Source organism: Methylobacterium sp. J-076, from assembly GCF_022829405.1.
Classification (GTDB): domain Bacteria; phylum Pseudomonadota; class Alphaproteobacteria; order Rhizobiales; family Beijerinckiaceae; genus Methylobacterium.
Genome location: NZ_JAKSXW010000016.1, coordinates 1 through 22,600, shown reverse-complemented (window position 1 = coordinate 22,600; position 22,600 = coordinate 1). Strand labels below are relative to the sequence as shown.

The window sequence follows — 22,600 nt, the reverse complement described above, 5'->3', positions numbered from 1 at the left end:
ATGCCGCCATGGCTGTTGCGGCCGGGTACATCGACCGGGTCCCACCACCCAGCCACGCCAGGTTCATGCGGCGCCGCCGTTGACCAGTGCGCGCACCAGCATCAGGGCGAGGAACAGGGCGCCAACCGCCAGGATCACCGAGCCGACCGCGTAAGCGAAGGCCGCGCCGGCCTGACCTTTTTCGTACAGTAGGGCGGTCTCCAGGGAGAACGCCGAGAAGGTGGTGAAACCGCCCAGGATGCCGGTTGTAAGAAACAACCGAAGCTGCATCGGCAGGCCGGACTTGATCGCGAAATACTCCGCGATCAGTCCCATCAGGAACGAGCCCAGCACGTTGATGCTTAAGGTGCTGTAGGGAAAAGCTCCGCTCCCCAGCAGACGCGGAGCCGCGAGGCTCACTCCATGGCGGAACGCACCGCCAATCCCCGCCCCCAGAAACACAATTACAAAGCCCACGGTCTGCCCTTTCACTGGTTTGATCCAGGGCAGCAAAAAACCCGCCGCGCGGCGGGCTGGCGTTGAGCACGCTCCCGCCACGGACGGGCAGCCTGATGCCCGCGTAGCAGGAGCTATCAGCCCTTACGGGCGGTTGTCGGGAAGCCCCATTCCCATCACTCCGCTCAACGATACTGGCGCTTGCGGCGTTGCGTCAAAGCTTTTCACTAAAGGCCGGCATCGAGCATTCCGGTGTCCAGAAAACGACCGTTTTTCCGACAGACCCAGGCGGCAGATTTCGACCCAACTGCGCCGTAGAAGCAGTCCGACGTCGTTCTCGAAAGCAGACATCGAAACTGGGCTCGCGCCGCCAAGGTACTCTTATGAGTGTTCGCCTTCCGAACTAGCGCCCCCCACTCGATCAATCCACAGTCTGCATCTGGACGACACTGCCGAGTTCACCGGGCTTGCCCGAGACCACCACGAGGTAGCGCCGGCTAGCGCCGGCATCCGTGCGGGTGACCTGTCGGATCGGGCCGATCGCGTTGACGATGGCCGCGCCGGCCGGGTTGGTCATGAAGGCGGCGAGCGGCTCCAGGCCGGTCGCTCCCTTCGGATTGGCGGCGAGCGCCAGCACGAAGGGCATTTTCGCGGGCAGTCCTGTGACCGCGGCCTGTAGCGTTTGCAGCACGCCTTGGTCGAACAGGGTGACCTGCGTCGCCGGCTTGTCATCGGAACCGGTGAGCGTCAGCGCGCTGGTCTTGCCGGCAGCACCCAGCGGCTGGAGGTTCTGCTTTCCGTCGCCCTCCGGCACGGCGTTCGGGACGTAGGCGACGCCCTGCGGACCCTGCCCGATCGGCACCTCAGCGATCACCGTGTTCGACGCCGTGTCGATCACCGCCGCCATGTCGGCGTTCTCCAGGCCGACATAGACGCGGCTGCCGTCGCCCGAGGGCCAGAGCCCGTGCGGCAGGGCGCCGGTCGCGATGGTGGCGACCTGAGAGAAGTCGTCGGTGCGGAACACCTTGAGCTGGTTCAGGCCGCCGATCGTCACGTAGGCGAACTGGCCGGCCTTGGTCGAGACGATGTTGACGTGGTTGGTGATCGGCCCGGTCTCGATCGTCTTCAGCGGCGCGAAGGGCGGACGCGCCGAAAACACTTGGGTGCGGCCGACATCCTTAAGGGTGAACCACACCTGCTTGCCGTCCGGCGTCGCGGCGATGTCGGGGCAGAACGGGCTCTCTTGCTTCACGCGGCCGACGATGGTGTGGGTCTTGGTGTCGATGACGACGGTCTCGGGGCTGAAGCTGGAGCAGACGTAGCCGTAGGCGCCGTCCGGCGAGAAGATCGTCATGCCGGGCCCGTTCGGTACGGTGATCCGGCGGGTCTCCTTGGCGGTGGCGGCATCGAGCACCGCGATATGGTCCTCGCCGCGCACGCTCACCCAAACCTCTCGGCCGTCCGGCGTGAAGAAGGCTTCGTGCGGCGAGCGGCCGACATAGGCGGTGTGGCGGACCGCGTTGGTCGCCGTGTCTATGAAGCTCACGGAGTTCGAACCGATCGAGACCGCGAGCAGGGTCCTGTGGTCCGGCGAGAAGCCCATGCCGTGAACCAGAAGCTGCCCGCGATAGAGCGGGCTCAGGTTCATCGGCGTCGGGTCGCCGAGCCGGATCACCCCGAGCAGGGTGTTGGCGGCGGGATCGACCACCGAGACCGTGTTGGAGAACTGGTCGGAGGTGTAGAACCGATCCTTGCCGCTAACCGGCACGTCCGGGGCGGAAGCTGCGCCCGGGGCCTGCCCGGCGAGCGCCGGGCCGGAGAGCAGCGCGAGGGCGAGGATAGTCAGGGCGGTCTTCATCGGCGGGTCTCCGAGGGCATGGCGGCGGGGGCTGCACTGTGGTCGTGGGAATGGGCCGCACCAGTCGATGGCTGCGGCGCTTTAGGAAGACTGGCGAGCGCACGGCGCATCACATCGATCTCCTGGCCCTGCTCGACGACGATTCCTTGCGCGAGGCGACGCAGGACCGGATCCTTGCCGTAGAGCAGCTCCGCCTTGGCCATCGCGATCGCGCCCTCGTGGTGGGGGATCATCATCGCGGCGAAATCGCGGTCGGGATCGCCCGAGGGCGGGACCATCATGTCGGCGTGCATCCGCGTCATCGACTGCGCCATCATCGCGTCGAACGACGTTGACGACGCGGCCGGAGGCTCGCTGGCGGCCAGCGTCGGGCGCATCATCATCCGGCCGCCGACGAGGCCGCTCGCCATCAGCGCCGACGTCACGGCAAATCCCAGTGCTCCGCGCATGCGGCCTCCTCGCGATCCGGTATCAATGGAAGGGATGCCAGAGGACCGCCTTTATTCCGCGGCGGGGCCGAAAAAGCGTTCGCGCCGATGGGATCGCCTTTTTTCGTGTGTCAGCGGAATAAAGGCGCCCGTTTCGCATCCCTCCCGATGCGGTCATGCTCGACCGCGGGAGACTTCACCCATGCGCAATCTGCTGATCCGCACCGCCTTCGCGGCTATCGCCTTCTCCGCCGTGGCCGCCCAGGCCGCCGCGCCCGCCATGACGGCCGAGACCGCCAAGGGGCCGGCGCTCGTGGATGCCAAGAGCATGACCCTCTACACCTTTGACAAGGACATGGGCGGCAAGTCGATGTGCAACGGCCCCTGCGCCGCCAACTGGCCGGCCCTGACGGCTGCCTCCGGATCGGCGGCCTCCGGCGATTGGACGACGGTGACCCGGGACGACGGCACGATGCAGTGGGCCTACAAGGGCAAGCCGCTCTACACCTTCGCCAAGGACACCAAGCCGGGCGACACCACCGGTGACGGCTTCCTCAACGGTGCGTGGCACATCGCAAAGCCCTGATCGGTGAATGCCCGGATCGGCTCCCTCTGATTGGGACACGTCGTTGGACGAGATCGCCCCCCTGATCGAACCGCAGATCCCGGCCCTGCGGCGCTACGCGGTCGCGCTTCTTCGGGATCGCGAAGCGGCGGACGACCTCGTCCAGGACACCCTGGAGCGGGCATTGTCCGCCTGGTCCGGGCGTCGCCGCGACGGCGACCTGCGGGCGTGGTTGTTCACGATCGAGCGCAACCTGTTCCTCGCCGCCGTCCGACGCCGGGGCCGGCGCGGCGCCGATCTCGGCGCGGAAGTGTTGGAGCAGGTGCCCGATCCGAGCGCCGACCCGGGGGCAGCTTTGGGAGCCCGTGACGTACTCGCAGGGCTCGACACCCTGCCCGAGGAGCAGCGCTCGGTGTTGCTCCTCGTGGCGGTGGAGGACCTGTCCTATGCCGAAGCGGCACAGGTGCTCGGGGTGCCGCTCGGCACGGTGATGTCACGATTGAGCCGGGCGCGCACGCGGATGCGCGGATTTGTGGAGACGGGCCGGACAGGCCTGCTGAGGAGGGTTAAATGAGCGGGGATCCGCGCCCGGTCGGCGAGGACGATCTGCACGGCCTGATCGACGGCCGCCTTGAACCGGAGCGGCAGGCGCTGGTCGAGGCGTGGCTCGTGGGGAACCCCGCGCGTGCGGCTGAAGTCTCGACGGACCGAGTTCTGCGCGAGCGCCTGCGCGCCCGCCTCGCGCCGATCGCCGAGGAGGCGATCCCGGCGCGACTGCGGGTGGCCAACATCCGCTCGCGACACCTGTACCCTGGCGCACGCTGGTTCCCCATGGCGGCTGCGGCCGTGCTCTGCCTCGCGCTCGGCAGTGCCGGCGGCTGGGTTGGCCATGCCCTGCACGGTGTGCCCGCGGCGGCGGCGGTGGCGGAGGCACCGGCGACGCAGGACGCGGTCGCAGCCTTCCGCACCTTCGTGGTCGAGGCGGTGCATCCGGTGGAGGTGCGCGCCGACGAGAAGCCCCACCTCGTGACGTGGCTCTCGAAGCGTCTCGGTCACGCGGTCGCGGCCCCCGACCTCTCGGCGCAGGGCTTCCGGCTGATGGGCGGGCGCCTGTTGCCGGCCGGCACCGAGCCCGCGGCGATGTTGATGTACGACGACGACCGCGGCACCCGGCTGACGCTCTACAGCCGCGTCGGTGACGGCGACGGCCGCACGCTCTTCCGCTTCGCCCGCGAGGGCGACATCGCTGCCTTCTCCTGGGTCGATGGTGGCATGTCATACGTCGTCACCGGCCGCACCGACGAGGCCCGGCTGCTCTCCGTCGCGCAGGCGGTCGATGCGCACGTCCGCGGCCTCGCGCCGGATCGTCGGCAGCCATGACCCTCGATCAGCTTCGCATCTTCGTGGCGGTGGCCGAGCGACAGCACGTGACGCGGGCCGCCGAGGCGCTGAACCTCGTCCAGTCGGCGGTCAGCACGGCGATCGCCAACATCGAGGGGCGGCACGCGACGAAGCTGTTTCACCGGGTTGGCCGCGGGATCGAGCTGACCGAAGCAGGGCGCGTGTTCCTCGTCGAGGCCCGCGCCGTGCTCGCCCGGGCCGAGGCCGCCGAACTTGTGCTCGCCGACCTCAGCGGCCTACGACGCGGGACGCTGGCGCTTTTTGCCAGCCAGACCATCGCCAGCGACTGGCTGCCTCGCCACCTCGTCGCCTTCCGCCGGGCCTACCCTGAGATCGCTATCCGGTTGGCGGTGGGCAACACCACCGACGCCGCCGACGCGGTGCGCGCGGGGCAGGCCGAACTCGGCTTCGTCGAGGGGGCGCTGGACGACCCGACGCTCGCAAGCACGACCATCGCCCAGGACAAACTCGTCCTCGTGGTCGCCCCAAACCATCCCTTCGCCGGGGCGGCTGCACTCGCACCCGAAGACCTCGCCGGGGCCGACTGGGTGCTGCGCGAAGCGGGATCGGGAACCCGCTCGGCCTTCGAGGCGACCCTGGGTGCGGCCGGCCTTGCCGCGGCCCAGCTCCGGGTCATGCTCGAACTGCCCTCGAACGAGGCAGTGCGCGCCGCCGTCGAGGCCGGGGGCGGGGCCGCCGTCCTGTCCGAGACCGTGGTCGCCGCAGCGCTTCGAACCGGGACCCTGGTGCGGGCGGCGTTCGACTTACCGAGCCGGCCGTTCCGGGTGCTGCGCCACAAGGAGCGCTACCGCAGCCGGGCCGCCGACGCGCTTCTCGACCTGATCGCGACGGCGAACATCAAATGAGCGAGCCCGCGAAACCAGTGCCCCCCGACGACCCGCGGGTGAGGCTCGCCGAGGACCGGACGGTGCTGGCAGCCGAGCGTACGTTCGTGGCGTGGCTTCGAACCGGGCTCGCCTTTCTGGGCGTCGGCTTGGCCGCGCAGCGCTTCCTGCGGGAGGTGCTGGCGGTCTGGCCGCTGAAGGTGCTGTCGCTCACGTTGATCGGCTGCGCGCTTGCCTCGTTCGCCGGCGCCGCATGGCGGGACCGGGCGATCCGGGCGCGTCTCGCCCATGCCGAGATCCCGATGATGCCGCGCATCCTCACCATCGGGATCGCGGCCTTGCTGATCGCGATCTCGGGCCTCGCGGCCACCGCCTTGCTCTGGGCGTGATGATCAGGCCACGGTGACCCGCACCCGGTGCCATGCGGCGCTAAGGTAGCCCTTGTAGTTCCAGGTGTCGTCGGGGGCGGCCGGCTGGGTCTGGCCGGCGGAGTCCCAGGCCCGCACCGCAAGTTCGTGCTCGCCGGCCGTCAGCTCGCGCTCGATCTCCCAGAATGTCCACGCGTAGGGCGCGTCGGCATCGCGGTCGATCCGGGCCTGCGCCCAGCTGCGGCCGCCATCCGTCGAGACGTCGACGCGGGCGACCGCGCGGTCGCTGGCGATGGCATAGCCGCGGATCGCGTGCCGGCCGGCCTTCAACGCCGCGCCGCGGGCGGGCTCGCAGATCGCGCTGTTGAGCGGCATCGCCTCGATGGTGATGCCGTGGGCGGGGTCCGCGGTCTCGGCCGTCACGTCGGGCGGAAACAGCTTGTAGTCGTCGGCCTGCATCGGGTTGTCGGAGGGCCGGTCCTGCACCGTGATCCGGGCGAGCCATTTCGGGCTGCGGATGCCGGCAAATCCCGGCACCACCACGCGCAACGGATGGCCGTGCTCGGGGGCGAGAGGCTCGCCGTTCATCGCGAAGGCAAGCAGCGTCTCGGGCGCCAGCGCCTTGGCGAGAGGGATCGAGGCGCCGAAGCGCGTGTCCGTGTCCGCGATCCGGTCGTGGCTCTCGAAGGCGACGTAGCGCTCTTCATCTGCATCGATGCCGGCCGCGCGCAGCACCTCGGCGAGCCGCACGCCGGTCCATTCCGCGTTGCCGATGGCACCGGGCGCCCACGGGTCACCGGAGACCGGCGCCACCGCCAGCATGTCGGCCCGTCTGTTGCCGGCGCATTGCATCACCGCCGTGACGGTGGCGTGCGCAAAGCGCGCCTTGAGTTCCGCGAGGGAGAGTTCGAGCGGCATGGTGACCATGCCATCTACCGTCAGGCGGTAGCTGTCGGCGTCGAGGTCCGGGATGTCGCCGTGGCTGCGGACGTAGAAGTCGGCCTGTTCGGTGAGGAACGCCGCCCGCAGGCGATCGAGCGGCGGCTCGGCGTTGTAGGGCGCCTTTCCGTGGACGATGAGGCGGTCCTTGCGCTGGAACAGGCGGAGCATGGGGTCTTTGTCCTGCGTACTTGACATGTCGACGACGAGAACGCGCCGGGGGCGATAAGGCCCCCGGCGCGCGTCGCCTCAGGGCTTCATTGTCGAGACCACCGCATTCTTCGCGCGATCGACCACGGCGACGCTGAGATCGCGGTTGAGGACGTAGGCGCGGGCGTTGTCGGCCGAGAACGCGATCGCCTGGCGCGGCTCGTTCAGGCCGGTCACCGTGGCGACAACCTTGAGGGTGCCGGTGTCGATCACTGAGAGTGAGTTGTCCTTGAGGTTGCCGGAATAGACGAAGCGACCGTCCGGTGTCAGTGCGGCTCCGTAGGGGTCCTTGCCCACCTCCACCTCGGAGGTGACTTTGCGGGCGGCGATATCGACCACGCCGATGGTATTGCGGCCGCTGTTGGCGGCAAACAGCGTCTTGCCGTCCTTGGTGATCGAGATGGCGCGCAGCTTGTCGAACCCAGCGATCTCGCCGGTGATCTTGTTGGTGGCGGTATCGACCAACGTGATTTTGTCGCCGAGGAAGTTCGTCACGAACACGGTCTTGCCGTCGGGCGACAGCTTCACGCCCTGGCGCGGCTGCGCGAAGCCGGGAATCACGGCATCTGCCAGCATAGTCTTGGTGTCGAACACGGTCAGCGTGCTCGCGGCCTCGTTGTTGACGTAGAGCTTGCCCCCGTCGGCCGAGAGCACGGTGCCGAAGACCCCGGGCCCGGCGGCGAGAACGCCGGCTTCCTTGCCGGTGGCGGTCTCGTAGACCGTGATCCGGCCGGTGCCGCTGTCGGAGACGTAGAAGCGGGCGCCGTCCGGCGCGAACACGATGTTGCGCGGCGTGACGAAGCCGTCGAGGCGGCGCAGCACCGTGCCCTTGGCGACGTCGTAGACGACGACGGCGCTCTCCTCGCTGTTCGATACAGCGGCGACGGTCCCGGCAGCGTTCAGCGCCAAGGCGTTGTTCTTGATCGCGCCGTCGAAACCAGCGGCGGACCCGGGCTGGCCCTGGGCGAGAAGCAAGGCAGCTCCGGCGAGGAAGGCGCGGAGACTGGTGCGGATATGGGTCATGAAGCGGGTCTCTTGGGCATGCGCGCTCGTTCGGCGGCCGGGGCCAGCCGTGCGGGCGGGTTCGAAATCGGATTGCGTCGTGCGGGACCGGTCCGGCCATGCATCGCCTTAAGGAGATGCCAGCGAGGGCGGTCTATTCCCCGAGGCCGGCGAAAAAACGCGGCGGCCTCGGGATTCGGGAGTTCAGGGGGTCGGCTTCAACGCCGTGAGGTAGTCGACGATGGTCTGCACGTCGGCCTGATCGACCGGAGCCTTGTAGATGTGGACCATCTTGTTCACGGTCTCGGTCCACTGCGCCTTCGTGAGCTTGGGCTGGGTCAACACCATCCCGGCCGAATGGCAGGCGAGGCAGTTGTTGTTGACCGCCTCGGCCCCGGGCCCGTCGGGGAAGATCCGGTCGGAGGTCGGCATCTCGATCGATTGCGAGGTGAAGCGCATCGGCTCGGGAGCCGGGGCGGCGAGCGCCACCAGGGGAGACAGTATGAGCGCGACGCTGAGGGCTGCAGAGCGGATCGGGGTCATGGCTGTTCTCCTCAAGCGGCCTGGAAGGACACGGTTTCTATACCGTTCTGCATGAAGCCGGCCCCGTTCCAGACCCGGTCCGTGGGCTGCGCGACGCCGTTGGTGTTGGTGCAGCGGACCTTCACCGTGTGGGTGCCGGCGGCCAACGCCGGCAGGCTGCCCTCGAAGCGGCGGAAGCTGTAGGGGCCCTCGTCCGCGCCGAGCTGTGCTGGAAACCACGTCGCGCCGCCGTCGCCGGAGAAGTCGACCGCCTTCACCCCGCAATCGCCGCCGAAAGCGATGCCGCGCAACGCCACCGGCGCGCCGGCCGTCACCTTGGCGCCATCCTGCAGGTTGGTGACGAACGAGCGCGGTACCATCTTGTTGATCGGCACCGTCTTGAAGCCGGTCTGGCCGGGCTTGATGTTGGCGCCCGGCACGTCCGGGATGCGGTAGGCGGTCTTCATCCAGTACTGGTCGTCGGGCTTGTCCAGCACCTCGATCTCCGACAACATCTTGACCCAGTAGGTCGAGTACCAGCCCGGCACCACGAGGCGAAGCGGGAAGCCGTTGAGAAGCGGCAATTGCTCGCCGTTCATCGCGTAGGCGATCATCACCTCACCGTCGTTGGCGTGGTCGAGATCGAGCGACTTCTTGAAGTCCGGCGCGTCGTCCACGACCGGCTCATCGAGGCCGCTGAAGCGCACCTGCACGGCACCGGCCTTCACCCCGGCCTTTTCGAGCACGTCCTTGAGGCGCACCCCGGTCCAGCGGGCGTTTCCCATCGAGCCGTTGGCCCATTGCGCGCCGGGAACCCGCGGCTCGAACAGCCCGCGGGAGTTGCCCGAGCACTGGTTGACCGCGGCGATCTCGAAGCGCGGCAGGCCGGCGATGGCATCGAGGGAGAGCGAGAGCTCCTTCTCGACATGACCGTGGACCTTGAGACGGAAGGTGCCGGCATCAACCTCGGTTGGGATCGAGGCCCAGTGCCAGCGCACGTAGAAGCGGTCGTTGGGGGTGAACACGCCCTCATCGAACACCGCAAACGGCGTCTCCAGCAGCGGCGGATGGGTACGCTGGAGGATCATCTCGCCCTTGCCGGGAAAGGCCGTCGTGAGATCCCGCACATCCGGGCCGCCGGGTAGCGGCAGCTTCACCGAGCCCGCGGCCCAGGCCGGCATCGCGGCGGCAAGGCTGCCGAGCCCGAGCCCGCCCAACAGGAGGCGGCGGTTCGTCGGTCTTTCCAATCCGTGCATGGTCTCTCCCTTCAAAGTTCGTCGGCGTCGATGCGTTCGAGGGCACCGGACCCGTGGCGATTCCTTGCGACTAGGGAGATGCTACGGGATGCGTTTAATTCCCACCAACGGTCTTTCGCGATGCGAACGATCTCCCAATGCGATGATTTGAGAATTTTGGATCTCCGCGCCGGTGGTGCCAGATATCGTCTCGACGTCAGACCGCCGGTGCTTCGACAGGCGCGGTCCTGCGACACCCGAACAAGGCGTGACGCTCGGCGAAACCGCGAAGGGCGACAATGCCGAGCGGTTCGAGGGCATGCGCCAGGCCGTGGAGGAAGGTGTCGGTGGCGATCAGCGGCGTGTCGTAGGTCTTGCACAGGCGCTCGACGCGAGCGAGCACGTTGAGATCGCGGCCGATCGCCGTGAAGTCGACCCGGTCGCCGCCGCCGATATTGCCGTAGGCGACCTCCCCAACATGAAGTGCGACGCCGACCTCAAAGGCAGCCCTGTCACCGTCGCGCAGGGTCGCAAGCGCATCGAGTGCGGCCTCGGCGGCACGCAAGGCGGCACGGCGCGCCTCGGCCTCGTCGCGATCGGCATCGAACACGGCCAGCAGCCCGTCACCAATATACTTTAGCACCTCGCCGCCTTCCGCCTCGACGGCCGGCACGATGGCATCGAACATCCGGTTGAGGGCGGCCACGACATGGTCGGGGCTTTGCCGGTCGGACAGTTCACCGAACCCGCGCAGATCGGTCAGCATCATCGCGGCCCGCATGAGGCGTACGTCGCCGCGCCGCACTGTGCCGGCCAGGATTTGCCGCGCCGGGTCGCGCCCGACATAGGCGCTCAGGACCGCGCCAAGCATGTCGTCGAGCGCCTTGATTTCGAACAGCAGCGAGAACGGCTCGACCAGCGCTAGCAACGTCTCGATCTCGATCGGCGTGAAGCCGCCCGGTCTCGCCGTGGCCCAGGAGGCGGCACCCATGCGTCCACGCGCGGCATGCAGCGGCGCGATGAGGTAGTCGGTCAGACCCTCGTTGCGAAGCTCGCCAAGCACGGGAAACGGCAGCGGCCCATCCCCGTCGAGACGGCATTGGAGTGGGGTCCGCGTCTCGACCACGTGCTCGACGGTGTTGCCGTGGAAGGTCGGCGTGCCCTCGATGCCGTGGCGGCGACGCAGGGCTAGGCTCGACGTTCCTGGATGCCAGACGCGCATCACCCACCGGAACGACGGATGCAGGGTCGGCGCGTGGGTGGTGGCGCGGGCCAGCGGCAGGCCAAGCCCCGAGAGGCACGCACTGAACCCATCGAGAAGGGCTGCCGCGTCCACCGCTTCGCGACCCGGCCCCATCAACCATCCCGTCGCCTGCGCGACTGCCTCGGATGAAGATTGGGACGAACGTGTCACGGCAATTCTTCCATCAAGGGGTCGGATCGATGCCATAGCGTGGATCAGACGAGGCCGAGCACATGGATCAGGCCGAGGCTGACGGCGCCGAGGGCAAGGAGCGAGGCGACCACAGCGAGGGTCACCCGCGCCCCGGCCTTGGCGACGCTGCGCACGTCGACCCCGAGGCCGAGTGCCGCCATCGAGACTACGGTCAGCACGTTGGCGGTCTCCGACATCGGCGCGAGCGCGACTTGCGGGATCAGCCCGGCCGAGCGGAGTCCCGCGAGCGCCAGGAAGGCGAGGATGAACCACGGCACCAGGCGGTGGATCGCGAGGCCGCCGGGGGCCGGGCGGTCGCCGGTTGTGACGCCGGGGGCGGCCTCGTCGGTCTCCTCGCGCAGCCGGCTCGCGCCGAGGGAGAGCATCAGAACGACCGGCCCGAGCATCAGCACCCGGACGAGCTTCACCAGGGTTCCGACCTGGACGCTGAGCGCCGCGACCGGCGCGGTGGCGGCGAGGACCTGCGGCACGGCGTAGACGGTGAGGCCGGCGAGCACGCCGTACTGCATCGGCGACAGGCCGAGCAGCGGCACCAGCAGCGGCAGGCCGAGCACCACCAGCACGCCCAGCACCGCGGTGAAGGCGATGGAGGCGGCGACGTCCTCGCCGTCGGCGCCGATCACCGGGGCGGTGGCGGCGATCGCCGAGTTGCCGCAGATCGAGTTGCCGCAGGCGACGAGGATCGCCATGCGCGAATGCAGTCCGAGCGCCCGGCCGATGCCGTAGCTCGACAGGATCGCGACCACGACGACGCCCGCGATGCCGAAGAGCAGGCCCGGGCCGGCGGCGAGGATCGTCGCGAGGCTGAGCGACGCGCCTAGCATTACGACCGCGATCTCCAGCACGGTCTTGGCCCCGAAGGCGATGCCGGGAAAGAAACGCTGCGACGGGGTCCAGGCGGTGCGGATCGCGCTCCCGAGGAGGATCGCCAGCACCAGGGCTTCGAGCCAAGCGCGACCGAACAGGTGCGTCTCGACGGCTTCGAAGCCGACCGCTGCGGCGGTAACTGCCACGCAGAGGCCCAGTCCTGGAAGGATGGCTCTCGTGCCGGCCAGGGCACGCATCGATCGAGGGTGGGAGACAAGTCTGGGGGCGGACATGGGTGGCTCCGATGTGATGCCGGAGAATCCCACTTCCCTTTCATTCACTCCAACGGAATGATTAGATAATTCCAATCACTTAATTAGATCAAATGGGGATCCCTTCGAAGCGTGAGGCGACCCATTCTTGGGGGCCTACAGGCGGATTCAACCGTCGATCCAGCGGGCCTCGATCGTCGTGTCCGCAGCAAACTCATAGATCCTGACGGAGCCCGTCGCGAGTTCGAGTTGCTCGACCTCCGCCGGGCTGAGGTCGTCGAGCGCCATAACGAGCGCCCGCAGGCAATTACCGTGGGCGACGACGAGCACGTCCCCGCCCATGACCGCCGGTAGGATGGATCGGAGGTAGCATGGCACGATGCGGGCGACGGTATCGCGCAGGCTCTCACCGTTCGGCGGCGCCTCGGCGTAGGAGCGCCGCCAGGTCTCGATCCGCTCCGCCCCCCAGCGCGCATCGGCGGCGGTCTTGTCGAGCCCGCTGAGGTCGCCGTAGTCTCGCTCGTCGAGCGCGGCGAAGCGTTGAGGGATTAATCCGGGTTGCCCGAGCGTATCGAGGATAAGCCGGCCGCTCACGACGGCCCGCGTCAGCGTCGAGGTGAAGGCATCGGAAAAGCGCCAGCTGCGCTCGGCCAAACGCCGCCCGGCTGCCACGGCTTCTATCCGACCCTGCTCGGTCAAGGGCGAGTCCAGCAATCCCGTGAACAGACCGGATCGGTTGGCTACGCTCTGGCCATGCCGGACCAGCACGAGACGTCGCGTGATTGGGGCTTTGCGATCGTGAATCACTCTGTCTCCCAAGGCAACGCACTTTCGCGTCGGTCGCATCGCCTCTGATGAAAACGGCATCCGGCTTTAACGAACTTCGACCCTGAGATGGGTTGGACCGTCCATCCGGAGACGGCGATTCATCCTAGGTCCGCTTTAGAACGTCTTGCGACCGAAAGCAGCCAAGCTGCTTCCCACCCAACCCAGTCATCCGGTAGCTCGGCCAGCGATGTCCGAAAAACGAACGTTTTCCTTACACGTCGGCCGAACCCCTCTTCAGCCCCCTGAAACCCGCCCATTTGTGTAAAGAAAATATGTCAAGAAAACTATTGTCAGGAAAACGTCCCTGTGGGACTATCCTGACATGCTTGTTGGCTACGCGCGTGTGTCCACCCTCGACCAGAACCTGGATCTGCAGCGCGATGCCCTGCTGAAAGCCGGCTGCGAAAAGATCTTCGAGGAGAAAAAGAGCGGCAAGGCCGGCACCAAACGGCCCGAGTTCGAGGCCGCCCTCGCCTACCTGCGCCCGACCGACGTGCTGGTGGTCTGGAAGCTTGACCGCCTCGGCCGTTCGCTCGTCGAGATGATGCGCACGATCGATGGGCTGCGCCAGAAAGAGATCCACTTCCGCAGTCTGACCGAGCAGTTCGACAGCGCGACCGCCCACGGCCGGTTCGCCCTGCAGATGCACGGCGCCATGGCCGAGTATTTTCTCGACCTTAACCGTGAGCGGACGATGGAAGGCCTGAAGGCCGCCGTCGCCCGCGGGCGCAAGGGCGGCCGGCGCAAGGCGCTGTCCGAGGGGGATCTGGAGGTGGGGCGCGCCCTGCTCGCCGCCGGCAACATCTCGATCGCCGAGATTGCCAAGCGCCTCGGGGTCAGCCGCATGACCTTTTACACCTACTTCCCCCAGGCGCGGACGCGCAGCCAGGCGGCGAAAGGCTAAGCCCGATGCCGATCCGCCCGGAAAACCGCTTCTTCTACCCAATCGACTGGGTGCAGCTCTCCCAGGTGATCCGCTTCGGGCGGGCCAAAGGCTGCTGCGAAGGCTGTGGCCGCCCCCACGGCCAGCTGGTCTGCCACCTGGGGGACGGGCGCTGGTGGGATGAGGTGGCGCAGACCTGGCGCAGCGGCAAGGGCCGCAAGCTGAAGCTGGCACCGCCCGAGGCAATCCCAGCCGACACGCCGCGCTATACCACCCGGGTGTATCTGGCCTGTGCCCACCTGGATCACGACCCGGGCAACAACGCGCCCTCGAACCTCAAGGCGCTTTGCCAGCGCTGCCACATCCTGCACGACCGGGAGGAGCATCTTAGACAACGTTGGCTGACCTATCGGCTGCGCAAAGCCCGTGGTGATCTGTTCTTAGGCCCATACACCGCTTAGACACGGCCCGATTAGATGATGTCAGTACGCTCCTATTATTGAGGTGACCTTTTTGCATTGCGAGCGCAACGCAGCAGGATTAGGCATAGAGCCTCCGCCATGCATATTATCTCTACTGTATTCATTGATAGAACGTAGATCAGAAACCCGCCCATACATGGGATCTGTACTACCGGCTGTCTCAACTTGCCTCGCCATCTCGTCCAGCATAACGAGCGGAGCAAAGCGGCCGGGAAACCTTGCGCGCATGTAATCTTCTAGGAATGGCCGCAGATCTTTGATAAGAGACTCGGCCGTGACACCCTGTAGAAAGTGACCGCAGCGCGCATATTCACGAATGCGTTCTGCTTGTCGAACATAAAGATCCTTCAGTTCATCAGCTGAGCTCCAGCTTGAGATAGATCCTCTGCCCTCATCTGTGCAGTTTAATTGAAACGAGCTGCATTGGTCGCGCGAGTTCTTCTCAATCAACGCTAAAAAGCGCGGATCGTGGGAAAGTACGATAACCTGGCAGGCGTCCCTGGCTAGTGCACGGATTTGGCTCGTCGTTTCCCACTGACGGTCCAAGTCCTGACTGCTGAAGGGGTCATCAAGAATGATTGTCGAGTTAGAAAATGAGGCGCTCTCCCTCACCTGAAGCAAAAAGAAGCTAAACGCCAACGTCGATTTGTCACCTGCGCTTAGAACCGTCGTAAAGCAAGGTTTGTCCTCTTGTCGTTCCCCGACATCAACGTGATGGTCGCCGATCGATATGCAGAAGTGAACATTGGCCTCGCGTCCTATGAAATTTGTCTTTGTTTGGCTGATTTGAAATCTTGTACCGAAGCTTTCAAGAAGGGCATTGAGCAGATTTTGCTTCTGAGCGATGGTCGCAGTCGTATAGGTCCGTAATGCCTCCTGAGCCGCTTTCTTTTCTATCTCGATTTCAGCCCGCCTGCTGGTATAGGCAGTCCAATCTGCGACTTCTGTGACGAGAGGGGGCAACGTTTTGAGGCGTAGAGCGTCATTCTTGTCGTACACCTCCTGTGTCCGTTTAACGTCAAAATCCGCGATATTGCTTCGAGCTGCAGAAATTATCTCGACGCAGTTTTGTAATCGCGATTGATAGCTATTAAATTTTGCAAATCCATCCACGATCTCAGTGAGATTTTCGATCGTGAGAACGCTAAGAGGGTTTGCCTTCTTTGCGGCGAGGTGAGCTTCTAATGCCTGAACGGAGTGCTGAACCGCATACAGGTCCTGTGCGGATAACTCTGGGATCTCACCTAGATCACAAACATTGCTCCAGAAAGTAAGATCTGAGCTCGTTTTCGCGATAAAGTCAGCGACCTTTTCTCCCTTTGATCCGTACGTCTCCGCAAACAAATCGTAAGCTAGGTCAATCCTTTTCAAAAATGCTGAATACTCTTCACTAAAATATCCTCTGAAGAGTGATACGATATCAACTTTCGATGTGTCCTGCGTGCAGAATGGACATTTGTCTTCCTGCATGTGTTCAATGCCAAATTTGAGCCAGCGTGTGCCCTGTAGCTCCATAGCATGCGTGGTTATATGATCTTGCAGGACAGCCTCTGCTTTCGCACTGAGGGTTTCGATGGTTTCGGCTGATAGAGCGCAGATGCCATCAATTTCAGGCGTTGGCAGCGGCGAAGGCGCTTGCTTTAGCTTTACAGCTACGGAGTTCCTAGCCAGTTCCAGAGATTTGCGTGCGCGATCAATTATCCTGTCGATATCCTCCGGTACGCTTTTCTGAACGAACGCCTTTATGTCTGTGACGACGGGACAGGCTCGTTTGATAGTTTTCTCAACAGCGCTAATCTTCGTCGCGAGTTCGCGCTGTTCGCTGTCGAGCTGTGATATTTTGTCCGCCAGCTTCACACCTTCTTCGCCGAGGACAATAGGAATAAGGCTTCGTTTGTTATCCCGCGTTACGCTTTCACCGACATGGAGATTGCGACGGACAAACTCAGCATCGAAAACGTGTACTGGGCCGGGACAAGAGTTCCACTTGCCTACTGAATAGGTCACTGCGCCGTGCGTATGCCATTGAAGATGCGCAGAGGGCTCCTTTGTTGCGCCCAAGCGTTTGCGAGCAGCAATCAGGCGAGCGTCCTGCTCGGCAGCAGAGCGAATAATCGAACAAAGCGTGCTTTTTCCAAGCCCATTACGTGCAAAAACAGCTGTCAGACTGCCGAAATGAGGAGCTTGATGCTTGAGCGTCTTAAACCGCCCAATTTCTTCAACTGTCTCAACTTTCAAAAGCATTTGCACAGCCTAGCTTAGGTGCGAGCGCTTAGTAAGGTGCTTGCAATGGGCTTGGGCTAAATGCCGTAGGTTGAATTTATTAATCCTAAATTGACTCAGCGGCCGGTTGCGACAGCCAAGTGCACGCCGGCTGCCTTCTGGACGGTGCTCAGGACGCTGAACAGGTTGCTGGCGGTCGGATTACCGGTTGGGCTGAGCATGCGCATCAGGCTCTTGGACGAGGCGCCGGTTTCTGCGGACAGGCGCTTGAACCCGATCGTCGCGTTGATGTAGTCGCGAAGGACCGCCTTGCCGGTGTCGAGGTCCCCGGCCAGGAACTGGTCGACCGCCTCGGTCAGCAAGGCGTCGCGGAACGCCGGGTCGCGCTCGGCGTGGGCCTTCACGGTGTCCTTGAAGCTGCGGGTCAGGTCCATCACTTCTCCTCCTTCTTGCGTCGTTTGTGCTCCGCCCAGTGCGACTGCGTCGTGGGAACGTTGTCCTTCTACACCTATAGGTTCCGCGCAGCAATGTTATGAAGGTTTATCTATCTAATATAGATCATATTAAGTTCTGCATATGCTGGTATAAAGTAAAACGCACGTGGCACAATTGACTGACGAGCACGTAAGGCACATAGCAGACACCTTAACAGCACTCACTGACCTCGCTCATGGGTTGCTTAAGCAATGATACTCGAATGAAGCCATCGCCGAAAGGATGATGGAGGGAGCTTTCCAAGCGTTAAGACACGACCGAGCGCTGTTCTTGACTGTGCTGGGGCGTTTCCGGCAAGGCTACAAGCTGTAACTGTTGCGCTTACTTGCAGCTAATAAAAAGGCCGCCGAGCGGATTGCTCAAGGCGGCCTTGCGGGAAAACGGTCCAGAAAAAGCTTGCCCCGGCGGTATGCTAGGCAGGGACCGGCCGGGGGATACGTGTTAGAAGATGGGGCAACTGATCGAGAAATTCAAGTGAAATCCGCTGTGCGTGCCTACCTTCGCTGACGTCCTCTCCACCGACCGCTTCGCCACATACCGGACCTGGGCCAACGGTGACGATGCCCTGGCGCTCCGGCTCTACACTTTCAACGTCCAGCTATCCGCCGCGCTCTATGGACCGTTGCACATGCTGGAGGTGGCGCTTCGGAACATGGCCGACGCCCAGCTGACGACCGTCTATGGACCGGACTGGCTCGACGATGCGACCGCCCTGCCCGGCCGCTACCAGCGTGAATGCGTGATCAAGGTGCGTGCCACGCTGCTGCGTGAGCGGAAGCCCGCCAACCACGGGCAGATGGTCGCTGAGCTCACCTTCGGGTTCTGGAGCTCCCTGTTCGGCCATGACGCGACCCACCTGTGGCAGCATCTCCGGCCCATCTTCAAGGCAAAGGGCATCCAGCGCGGCCTGATCGCCGGCCAGCTGCGCGACCTCCGGCATCTGCGCAACCGGGTCGCCCACTACGAGCCGATCCTCGCGCAGCCGCTGGCCCAACGCTACGGTAATCTCACCACCCTCACCGGCTGGCTATCGCCGACCGCGGCTGCATGGATCGCGCAGACCTCAACCTGGGGTACCCTCTATCCGGCGGTGCCTGTGCTGGTGCCCAACGTGGCGGGCGACCTGCGGGTTGAACCAGCGGTCATCCCCTACCTACCTGCCTGATCTCTGGAATTCCGCATAATCGTAAATACGACGGTGAGCGATGGCTGGAGTGTTTGAATTGCCGAAGGCCGACAGCGCTGCCGGACGCGCCGCCGAGCGTGGGACGCTCATCGTTGCCGATCTGCCGATCGAAGGGATCTGGACCCAGCTGTCCCTGTGGGAGAGCCAGGCTCTTGCCGCCAAACTGGTGCGGACCAAGGCTGAAGGGCTCAGGGATGCGCCCGATGATGCCAAGATCCAACGCAAGGCCGCCTCCCTCGCCTACTGCCTCCGGAACGCCCGTGAGTACCTGCGTGGTGGCCAAAGTGCGATCACGCCGCGGGTTGTCGCCAACTACTACGGCTGTATGTGGCTCGCCAGCGCGATCCTCGTCGCCAATCCGAGCAATGACTTCAATCTGGAGAAGCTGGAGAGCATCACCAAGTCCGGCCATGGCCTCGGCAACATCGCCGACGAGCACCGCGCTTTCCCGGACAATGAGTTCGTCTACGTGCGTGAAAGCGGCTTCTTTCCCGAGTTCCTGAAGGCGCAGGGGCTGAGCCGCGCCGACTTGAACGCGGTCAAAATCGCCGGAGCCTCGGTTCGCGATGTGGCCGGGCTTGAGCCTGAGCGCGCCGGGCGCCTGATCTCCGTCATCGATATTCTGGCACGAATCCCCGAGCTGAAGAGCACCTTCGAGTATGTCACCGATCGGCCGGCGCTGTCCTTTGGCATCGCCCACGCCTTCTATAACGGGCAGGAAGAGGCCGAGGACAGGTCGGCAAGCGGACGCTTCTTCTCTGGTCCCCAGCGCTCCCGTGACTACACCTGGGTGGCCCTTACGGGTGTGGCGCATCTCGATCAGGGCTTCATCGAAGAAAACGGCCCGCCCCTCACCGAGCACGTGCTGCGCACGTTCGCAGGCCATACCGCATGGGAAGGTAAGCTGGCCCACCCGGCCGGTCAGCTCTGGTGGAGCCATATCAAGAGCTACAAGTCGGCCATGTGTGGCTCGTCATGGATCAAGCCGCTGCTCGGGCATGTGGACGATCCGTTCTCGCTCAACCTGATGATGCTCTACGAGCTGAGCATCCTGGCCCGCTATCGGCCGGCCGTCTGGCGGGAGATCATCGAGGGGGCACTCGATCAGTACCGCGCCCTGATCGAGGCCTACAATCAGGTGGTTGATCGCGTGATCCCGGAGCTGGCGCTGCAGGCGATCTCCGGTCAGCGGGTCACGGCCACTACGTCAGGATCGATGCTCGCACCCATCTGACGCCAAGCAGTCACGGCGACGGAGCGCATATTTCTGGAAATACGACTTTGCGACCCTGCCCGGTCAGGTAACGCTCGCGGTACCAACCATGAGAGATCAGAGAGAGGTGGCCCCGGCTTATCCCCGGTCGATGCCGCTGCGGAACCTGACCCCACGGGTCGGCCGCCGACAACCCATGTGGACCCTCCTTCTGCGGCCCGCCCGCGATCATAGAACCGCTTCCTGCGTCGCCGAGAGGGTGGCGTCTTCGTTGTGGATTTCATGCCAGAAATACGATTTTGTGGGTCTGTGGCTTTGCAGAAATGTGACCTGGTGGCCACAGGGAGAGCAGAGAGCGTTAACGAAGCGTTGGCAGCGTCGTGCTTGTGTGAAATCGTGAACCCACAGATGCGGGTTTGCGGGAAATCGTAAATCCGACGAAACGCAAATCCAGAAAGGCGACCGCATGATCATCGGGGTGCTTAACCAGAAGGGCGGGGTCGGTAAAACGACCATCGCGACCAACCTCGCTGCCGTGGTCGCCAAAGCCGGCAACCGGGTGCTGCTGGTCGACGCCGATCCGCAGGGCAGCTCGATGGCTTGGTCGTCTGCCCGTGAAGCCGACCCGCTGTTCCCGGTCATCAGCATGGCCAAGCCGACCCTGCATAAGGACCTGCCCGAGCTGGCGGCCGACTACGATGTGGTGATCATCGACGGCGCGCCGCGGGTGAACGATCTTGGCCGTGCCGCGATCCTGGCCAGCGACGTGGTGCTGATCCCAGTCCAGCCGTCACCCTACGACGTGTGGGCCTCTGCCGATACGGTGCAGCTGATCCGTGAGGCGCAGCAGTTTAAGGAAAACATCAAAGCCGCTTTTGTGATTAACCGCAAAATCGTAAATACGGCGATCGGCCGGGATGTCGCTAACGCCCTGGAGCAGTTCGACTTTCCGGTCCTGCCCAACGCGCTCTGTCAGCGCGTGATCTACGCGGAGAGCGCGGCCCAGGGGAAGGCGGTGATCGAAACGGATCCCAAAAGCGAGGCCGCGATCGAGATGGCCCAGCTAGCTGCCGAGCTCGTTCAGACCAAAACCAAGACCAAAAAGGAAAGGAAGGCCGCATGAGCAAGGCTGGCAAATCGGTATCGTTCAAGGTGCCTACATCGAAGCTGGCCTCGGGCGCTGATGCCTGGATCGCCAACCGCGGCGCCGAGCCGGCGACGGACCAGGAAAGCGGCAATGTGACCAGCCTCAAGTCCGTTGAGGCTGCCCCCGTCGAGGCTGCCAAGGAGAAGATGTCCCGCTTCACCATCGACGTGCCGGAAAGCCTGCACCGCCGCGTGAAGATGCAGTGCGCCGCCCGCGGCCAGAAGATGGCCAATATGATGCGCGACCTGCTCGAACGCGAGTTCCCGGCGTCGTAAATGCGCTGATGCAGAAATCCGCTTTTACGACATTCCGGAAATCCTGACGTGAGCGAACCTGTCCGCCTCGACCTGATGCCCCTCGACCTGTTCGGGGCGTTGGGGCTGCACGAGAAGAACGCCTACCTGCAGGACCTGGCGGATACGTTTTGCGCCCGGACCGGGCGTGAGACGCTGGAGCTCAGCAAGGATGCCCTGAGCCGCCTGCGCCGCTTCTACAGCCGGCGCAGTCTGGCCGACCTTAAGATCGCACCGGAGCCAGCCAACGCGCTGGAGCAGGCCCTTAAGGACCTTGGCGAGGCCGTCAAACTCAACGAGCGACGGCCGGACATCGTTGGGGCGCTGACCGCTGAGCTGCCAGCACCGGTGCTCCGGGAAGCCCCTGAAGACGACAGCCAGCTCTCGTTCTTCGTGCCCAGCATCTACGACGCGCCCCTCAAGGACGACGTCAACCTGATGGACGTGGCCCCGTTCTCCCTTGGCAAGGCCAAGCGGGGAGGGGAGATCCGCTACGAGCTGAAGGACTGCATCATCACCATTGACGGCAGCGCCTCAGCCGGCCTCGCCACGGTGTTCGACTACGACATCTTCCTGCACATGGTCACCAGCCTGGCCGAGGAGGCGCGCCGCTACCGCCTCAACCTGGACAAAGGGCTGCGCACCGATGCGCCGGCTCGGGTCTACCGCCCGAGTTCGTCGCACATCCTAAAGTTCTGCCGGCGCAGCTCCGGCGGCAAGCAGTACAAGGACCTGGAGTCCGCCCTCGACCGCCTGCAGGGCACCCGCATCAAGGTCCTCAACCTGACTGGTGGCAGCCGCCGCGAGGTCGTTGCGATGCCGCTGATCCAGACGTTCAAGGTGATCAGCAAAACCACCACGGGCAACATCGACCAGGTAGAAATCGGCATCCCGGACTGGGTCTACAACGGCGTGGTGCGGGAGAAGGGCAACCCGCAGATCCTGACCCTCAATCCGGAGTATTTCCTGATCACGCAGGGGATCGGCCGGTTCATCTACCGGCTGGCCCGTCGCGCTGCCGGCAAGACCGGCATCGCTCGCTACGGGTTGAAGGAGCTGCATAAACGCAGCGGCTCCTTGCAAGGGCTGCCGCAGTTCGCCTTCCAGGTGCGCCAGTTCGTCAGCAGCACCCGGGTGTTCCCGTTCCCGGATTACGACCTGGAGATCGTCGAGGGCAAACGCGAAGAGATCCTCGTCATGCGTGAGCGCAAGCCCGACGCGGCTGATGTTCCTTTAGGCAGCGGTGCTGGCGCCCCCGAGCTTCCCCTCGCCTGAAGCCGTTTTTGTCAGCCGTTTTTGTCAAAACCGTACTTCGCCAATGGCCCCGCCGCGGCGTGGAAAGCCCCGCCCAGCCTGTGGAAAACTTTTGTCAGGACCGTACTTCACCAATCAAAACCCGTACTTCGCCAATGACATCCCGTACATCACCAATGACAAGCCGTACATCGCCAATCCGAGCACCGTACATCACCAATTCCGTTAACCGCTAAGCCGCTGTAAAAGAACG

24 protein-coding genes and 1 riboswitch are annotated in these 22,600 nt (G+C 64.5%); of the genes, 12 read left to right on the top strand and 12 right to left on the bottom strand.

All coding sequences use genetic code 11. From position 1 onward, the window contains the following. Positions 1–63: 63 nt before the first annotated feature. The 3 genes from crcB to MKK53_RS00600 form a co-directional block, all read right to left on the bottom strand. Positions 64–471 (bottom strand): fluoride efflux transporter CrcB, encoded by a 408-nt coding sequence (crcB, locus tag MKK53_RS00610; protein WP_313901516.1) that lies wholly within the window; start codon positions 469–471, stop codon positions 64–66. An 85-nt stretch (positions 472–556) separates the two neighbouring features. Then, a riboswitch (Fluoride riboswitch) is annotated at positions 557–619 on the bottom strand. A 237-nt stretch (positions 620–856) separates the two neighbouring features. Further along, complete coding sequence (locus tag MKK53_RS00605) at positions 857–2,293, bottom strand: YncE family protein (protein ID WP_007557737.1); 1,437 nt, start codon at positions 2,291–2,293, stop codon at positions 857–859. Beyond that, entirely contained in the window at positions 2,290–2,742 is a 453-nt protein-coding gene (locus MKK53_RS00600) for a DUF305 domain-containing protein (protein WP_007557739.1), read from the bottom strand. Before MKK53_RS00600 ends, MKK53_RS00605 begins: the two co-directional genes overlap by 4 nt. Before the next feature lie 181 nt (positions 2,743–2,923). Here MKK53_RS00600 and MKK53_RS00595 point away from each other — a divergent pair, with 181 nt between their 5' ends. Genes MKK53_RS00595 through MKK53_RS00575 form a run of 5 tightly spaced genes read left to right on the top strand, consistent with a single transcriptional unit; the run spans position 2,924 to position 5,921 of the window. Further along, a complete protein-coding gene (locus MKK53_RS00595) occupies positions 2,924–3,307 on the top strand; it encodes a hypothetical protein (RefSeq protein ID WP_007557741.1) in 384 nt (127 codons plus the stop codon). Positions 3,308–3,350: 43 nt separating this feature from the next. Beyond that, on the top strand, positions 3,351–3,860 hold the full coding sequence (locus tag MKK53_RS00590) for an RNA polymerase sigma factor (RefSeq protein WP_043074853.1): 510 nt from the start codon (positions 3,351–3,353) through the stop codon (positions 3,858–3,860). Further along, positions 3,857–4,666 carry an anti-sigma factor family protein gene (locus tag MKK53_RS00585; RefSeq protein WP_007557745.1) on the top strand — a complete coding sequence of 270 codons (810 nt, stop codon included), beginning with the start codon at positions 3,857–3,859 and terminating at the stop codon, positions 4,664–4,666. Before MKK53_RS00590 ends, MKK53_RS00585 begins: the two co-directional genes overlap by 4 nt. Continuing rightward, positions 4,663–5,553, top strand: coding sequence for a LysR family transcriptional regulator (locus tag MKK53_RS00580; protein WP_007557747.1), 891 nt, complete (start codon positions 4,663–4,665; stop codon positions 5,551–5,553). Before MKK53_RS00585 ends, MKK53_RS00580 begins: the two co-directional genes overlap by 4 nt. Beyond that, the gene (locus MKK53_RS00575) at positions 5,550–5,921 is read left to right on the top strand and encodes a YidH family protein (RefSeq protein ID WP_007557749.1); all 372 of its coding nucleotides are present in this window, start codon (positions 5,550–5,552) and stop codon (positions 5,919–5,921) included. Before MKK53_RS00580 ends, MKK53_RS00575 begins: the two co-directional genes overlap by 4 nt. 3 nt (positions 5,922–5,924) lie before the next feature. Here MKK53_RS00575 and MKK53_RS00570 read toward each other — a convergent pair whose 3' ends face one another. The 7 genes from MKK53_RS00570 to MKK53_RS00540 form a co-directional block, all read right to left on the bottom strand. After that, on the bottom strand, positions 5,925–7,010 hold the full coding sequence (locus MKK53_RS00570; protein WP_007557751.1) for a sulfite oxidase: 1,086 nt from the start codon (positions 7,008–7,010) through the stop codon (positions 5,925–5,927). Positions 7,011–7,088: 78 nt separating this feature from the next. After that, positions 7,089–8,072, bottom strand: coding sequence for a beta-propeller fold lactonase family protein (locus MKK53_RS00565; RefSeq protein WP_007557753.1), 984 nt, complete (start codon positions 8,070–8,072; stop codon positions 7,089–7,091). A gap of 183 nt (positions 8,073–8,255) precedes the next feature. Further along, positions 8,256–8,594 carry a c-type cytochrome gene (locus MKK53_RS00560; protein ID WP_007557755.1) on the bottom strand — a complete coding sequence of 113 codons (339 nt, stop codon included), beginning with the start codon at positions 8,592–8,594 and terminating at the stop codon, positions 8,256–8,258. Between the two features lie 11 nt (positions 8,595–8,605). After that, positions 8,606–9,829: a molybdopterin-dependent oxidoreductase gene (locus MKK53_RS00555; RefSeq protein WP_007557757.1), complete on the bottom strand. Its 1,224-nt coding sequence runs from the start codon at positions 9,827–9,829 to the stop codon at positions 8,606–8,608. Between the two features lie 196 nt (positions 9,830–10,025). Next, the gene (locus MKK53_RS00550; protein WP_243925885.1) at positions 10,026–11,222 is read right to left on the bottom strand and encodes an adenylate/guanylate cyclase domain-containing protein; all 1,197 of its coding nucleotides are present in this window, start codon (positions 11,220–11,222) and stop codon (positions 10,026–10,028) included. Between the two features lie 44 nt (positions 11,223–11,266). Beyond that, positions 11,267–12,328, bottom strand: a complete 1,062-nt coding sequence (locus MKK53_RS00545; RefSeq protein WP_047170696.1) for a YeiH family protein — start codon at positions 12,326–12,328, stop codon at positions 11,267–11,269. A gap of 183 nt (positions 12,329–12,511) precedes the next feature. After that, on the bottom strand, positions 12,512–13,126 hold the full coding sequence (locus MKK53_RS00540; protein ID WP_193375331.1) for a 2,3-bisphosphoglycerate-dependent phosphoglycerate mutase: 615 nt from the start codon (positions 13,124–13,126) through the stop codon (positions 12,512–12,514). Between the two features lie 367 nt (positions 13,127–13,493). Between MKK53_RS00540 and MKK53_RS00535 the strand changes: the two genes are divergently transcribed. Together MKK53_RS00535 and MKK53_RS00530 are read left to right on the top strand one after the other, a co-directional pair. Beyond that, positions 13,494–14,075 carry a recombinase family protein gene (locus MKK53_RS00535; protein WP_127993454.1) on the top strand — a complete coding sequence of 194 codons (582 nt, stop codon included), beginning with the start codon at positions 13,494–13,496 and terminating at the stop codon, positions 14,073–14,075. Between the two features lie 5 nt (positions 14,076–14,080). Then, a complete protein-coding gene (locus MKK53_RS00530) occupies positions 14,081–14,515 on the top strand; it encodes a hypothetical protein (RefSeq protein WP_127993453.1) in 435 nt (144 codons plus the stop codon). A gap of 21 nt (positions 14,516–14,536) precedes the next feature. Here MKK53_RS00530 and MKK53_RS00525 read toward each other — a convergent pair whose 3' ends face one another. Both MKK53_RS00525 and MKK53_RS00520 read right to left on the bottom strand, forming a co-directional pair. Continuing rightward, on the bottom strand, positions 14,537–16,780 hold the full coding sequence (locus tag MKK53_RS00525; RefSeq protein WP_243925883.1) for an AAA family ATPase: 2,244 nt from the start codon (positions 16,778–16,780) through the stop codon (positions 14,537–14,539). A gap of 95 nt (positions 16,781–16,875) precedes the next feature. Beyond that, complete coding sequence (locus MKK53_RS00520; RefSeq protein ID WP_127993450.1) at positions 16,876–17,193, bottom strand: DNA-binding protein; 318 nt, start codon at positions 17,191–17,193, stop codon at positions 16,876–16,878. 551 nt (positions 17,194–17,744) lie between these two features. On the opposite strand from MKK53_RS00520, the gene MKK53_RS00515 reads away from it, so the two are divergent. The 5 genes from MKK53_RS00515 (at position 17,745) to MKK53_RS00495 (ending at position 22,368) form a co-directional block, all read left to right on the top strand. Further along, a complete protein-coding gene (locus MKK53_RS00515) occupies positions 17,745–18,419 on the top strand; it encodes an Abi family protein (RefSeq protein WP_127993449.1) in 675 nt (224 codons plus the stop codon). 58 nt (positions 18,420–18,477) lie between these two features. Further along, on the top strand, positions 18,478–19,674 hold the full coding sequence (locus MKK53_RS00510; protein ID WP_243925880.1) for a YaaC family protein: 1,197 nt from the start codon (positions 18,478–18,480) through the stop codon (positions 19,672–19,674). A gap of 445 nt (positions 19,675–20,119) precedes the next feature. Next, entirely contained in the window at positions 20,120–20,776 is a 657-nt protein-coding gene (gene parA, locus MKK53_RS00505; RefSeq protein WP_075382269.1) for a ParA family partition ATPase, read from the top strand. Beyond that, a complete protein-coding gene (locus MKK53_RS00500; RefSeq protein ID WP_127993447.1) occupies positions 20,773–21,075 on the top strand; it encodes a hypothetical protein in 303 nt (100 codons plus the stop codon). The genes parA and MKK53_RS00500 overlap by 4 nt, the downstream gene beginning before the upstream one ends. A 48-nt stretch (positions 21,076–21,123) precedes the next feature. Beyond that, positions 21,124–22,368, top strand: a complete 1,245-nt coding sequence (locus MKK53_RS00495) for a replication initiator protein A (RefSeq protein ID WP_127993446.1) — start codon at positions 21,124–21,126, stop codon at positions 22,366–22,368. Positions 22,369–22,600 lie beyond the last annotated feature (232 nt).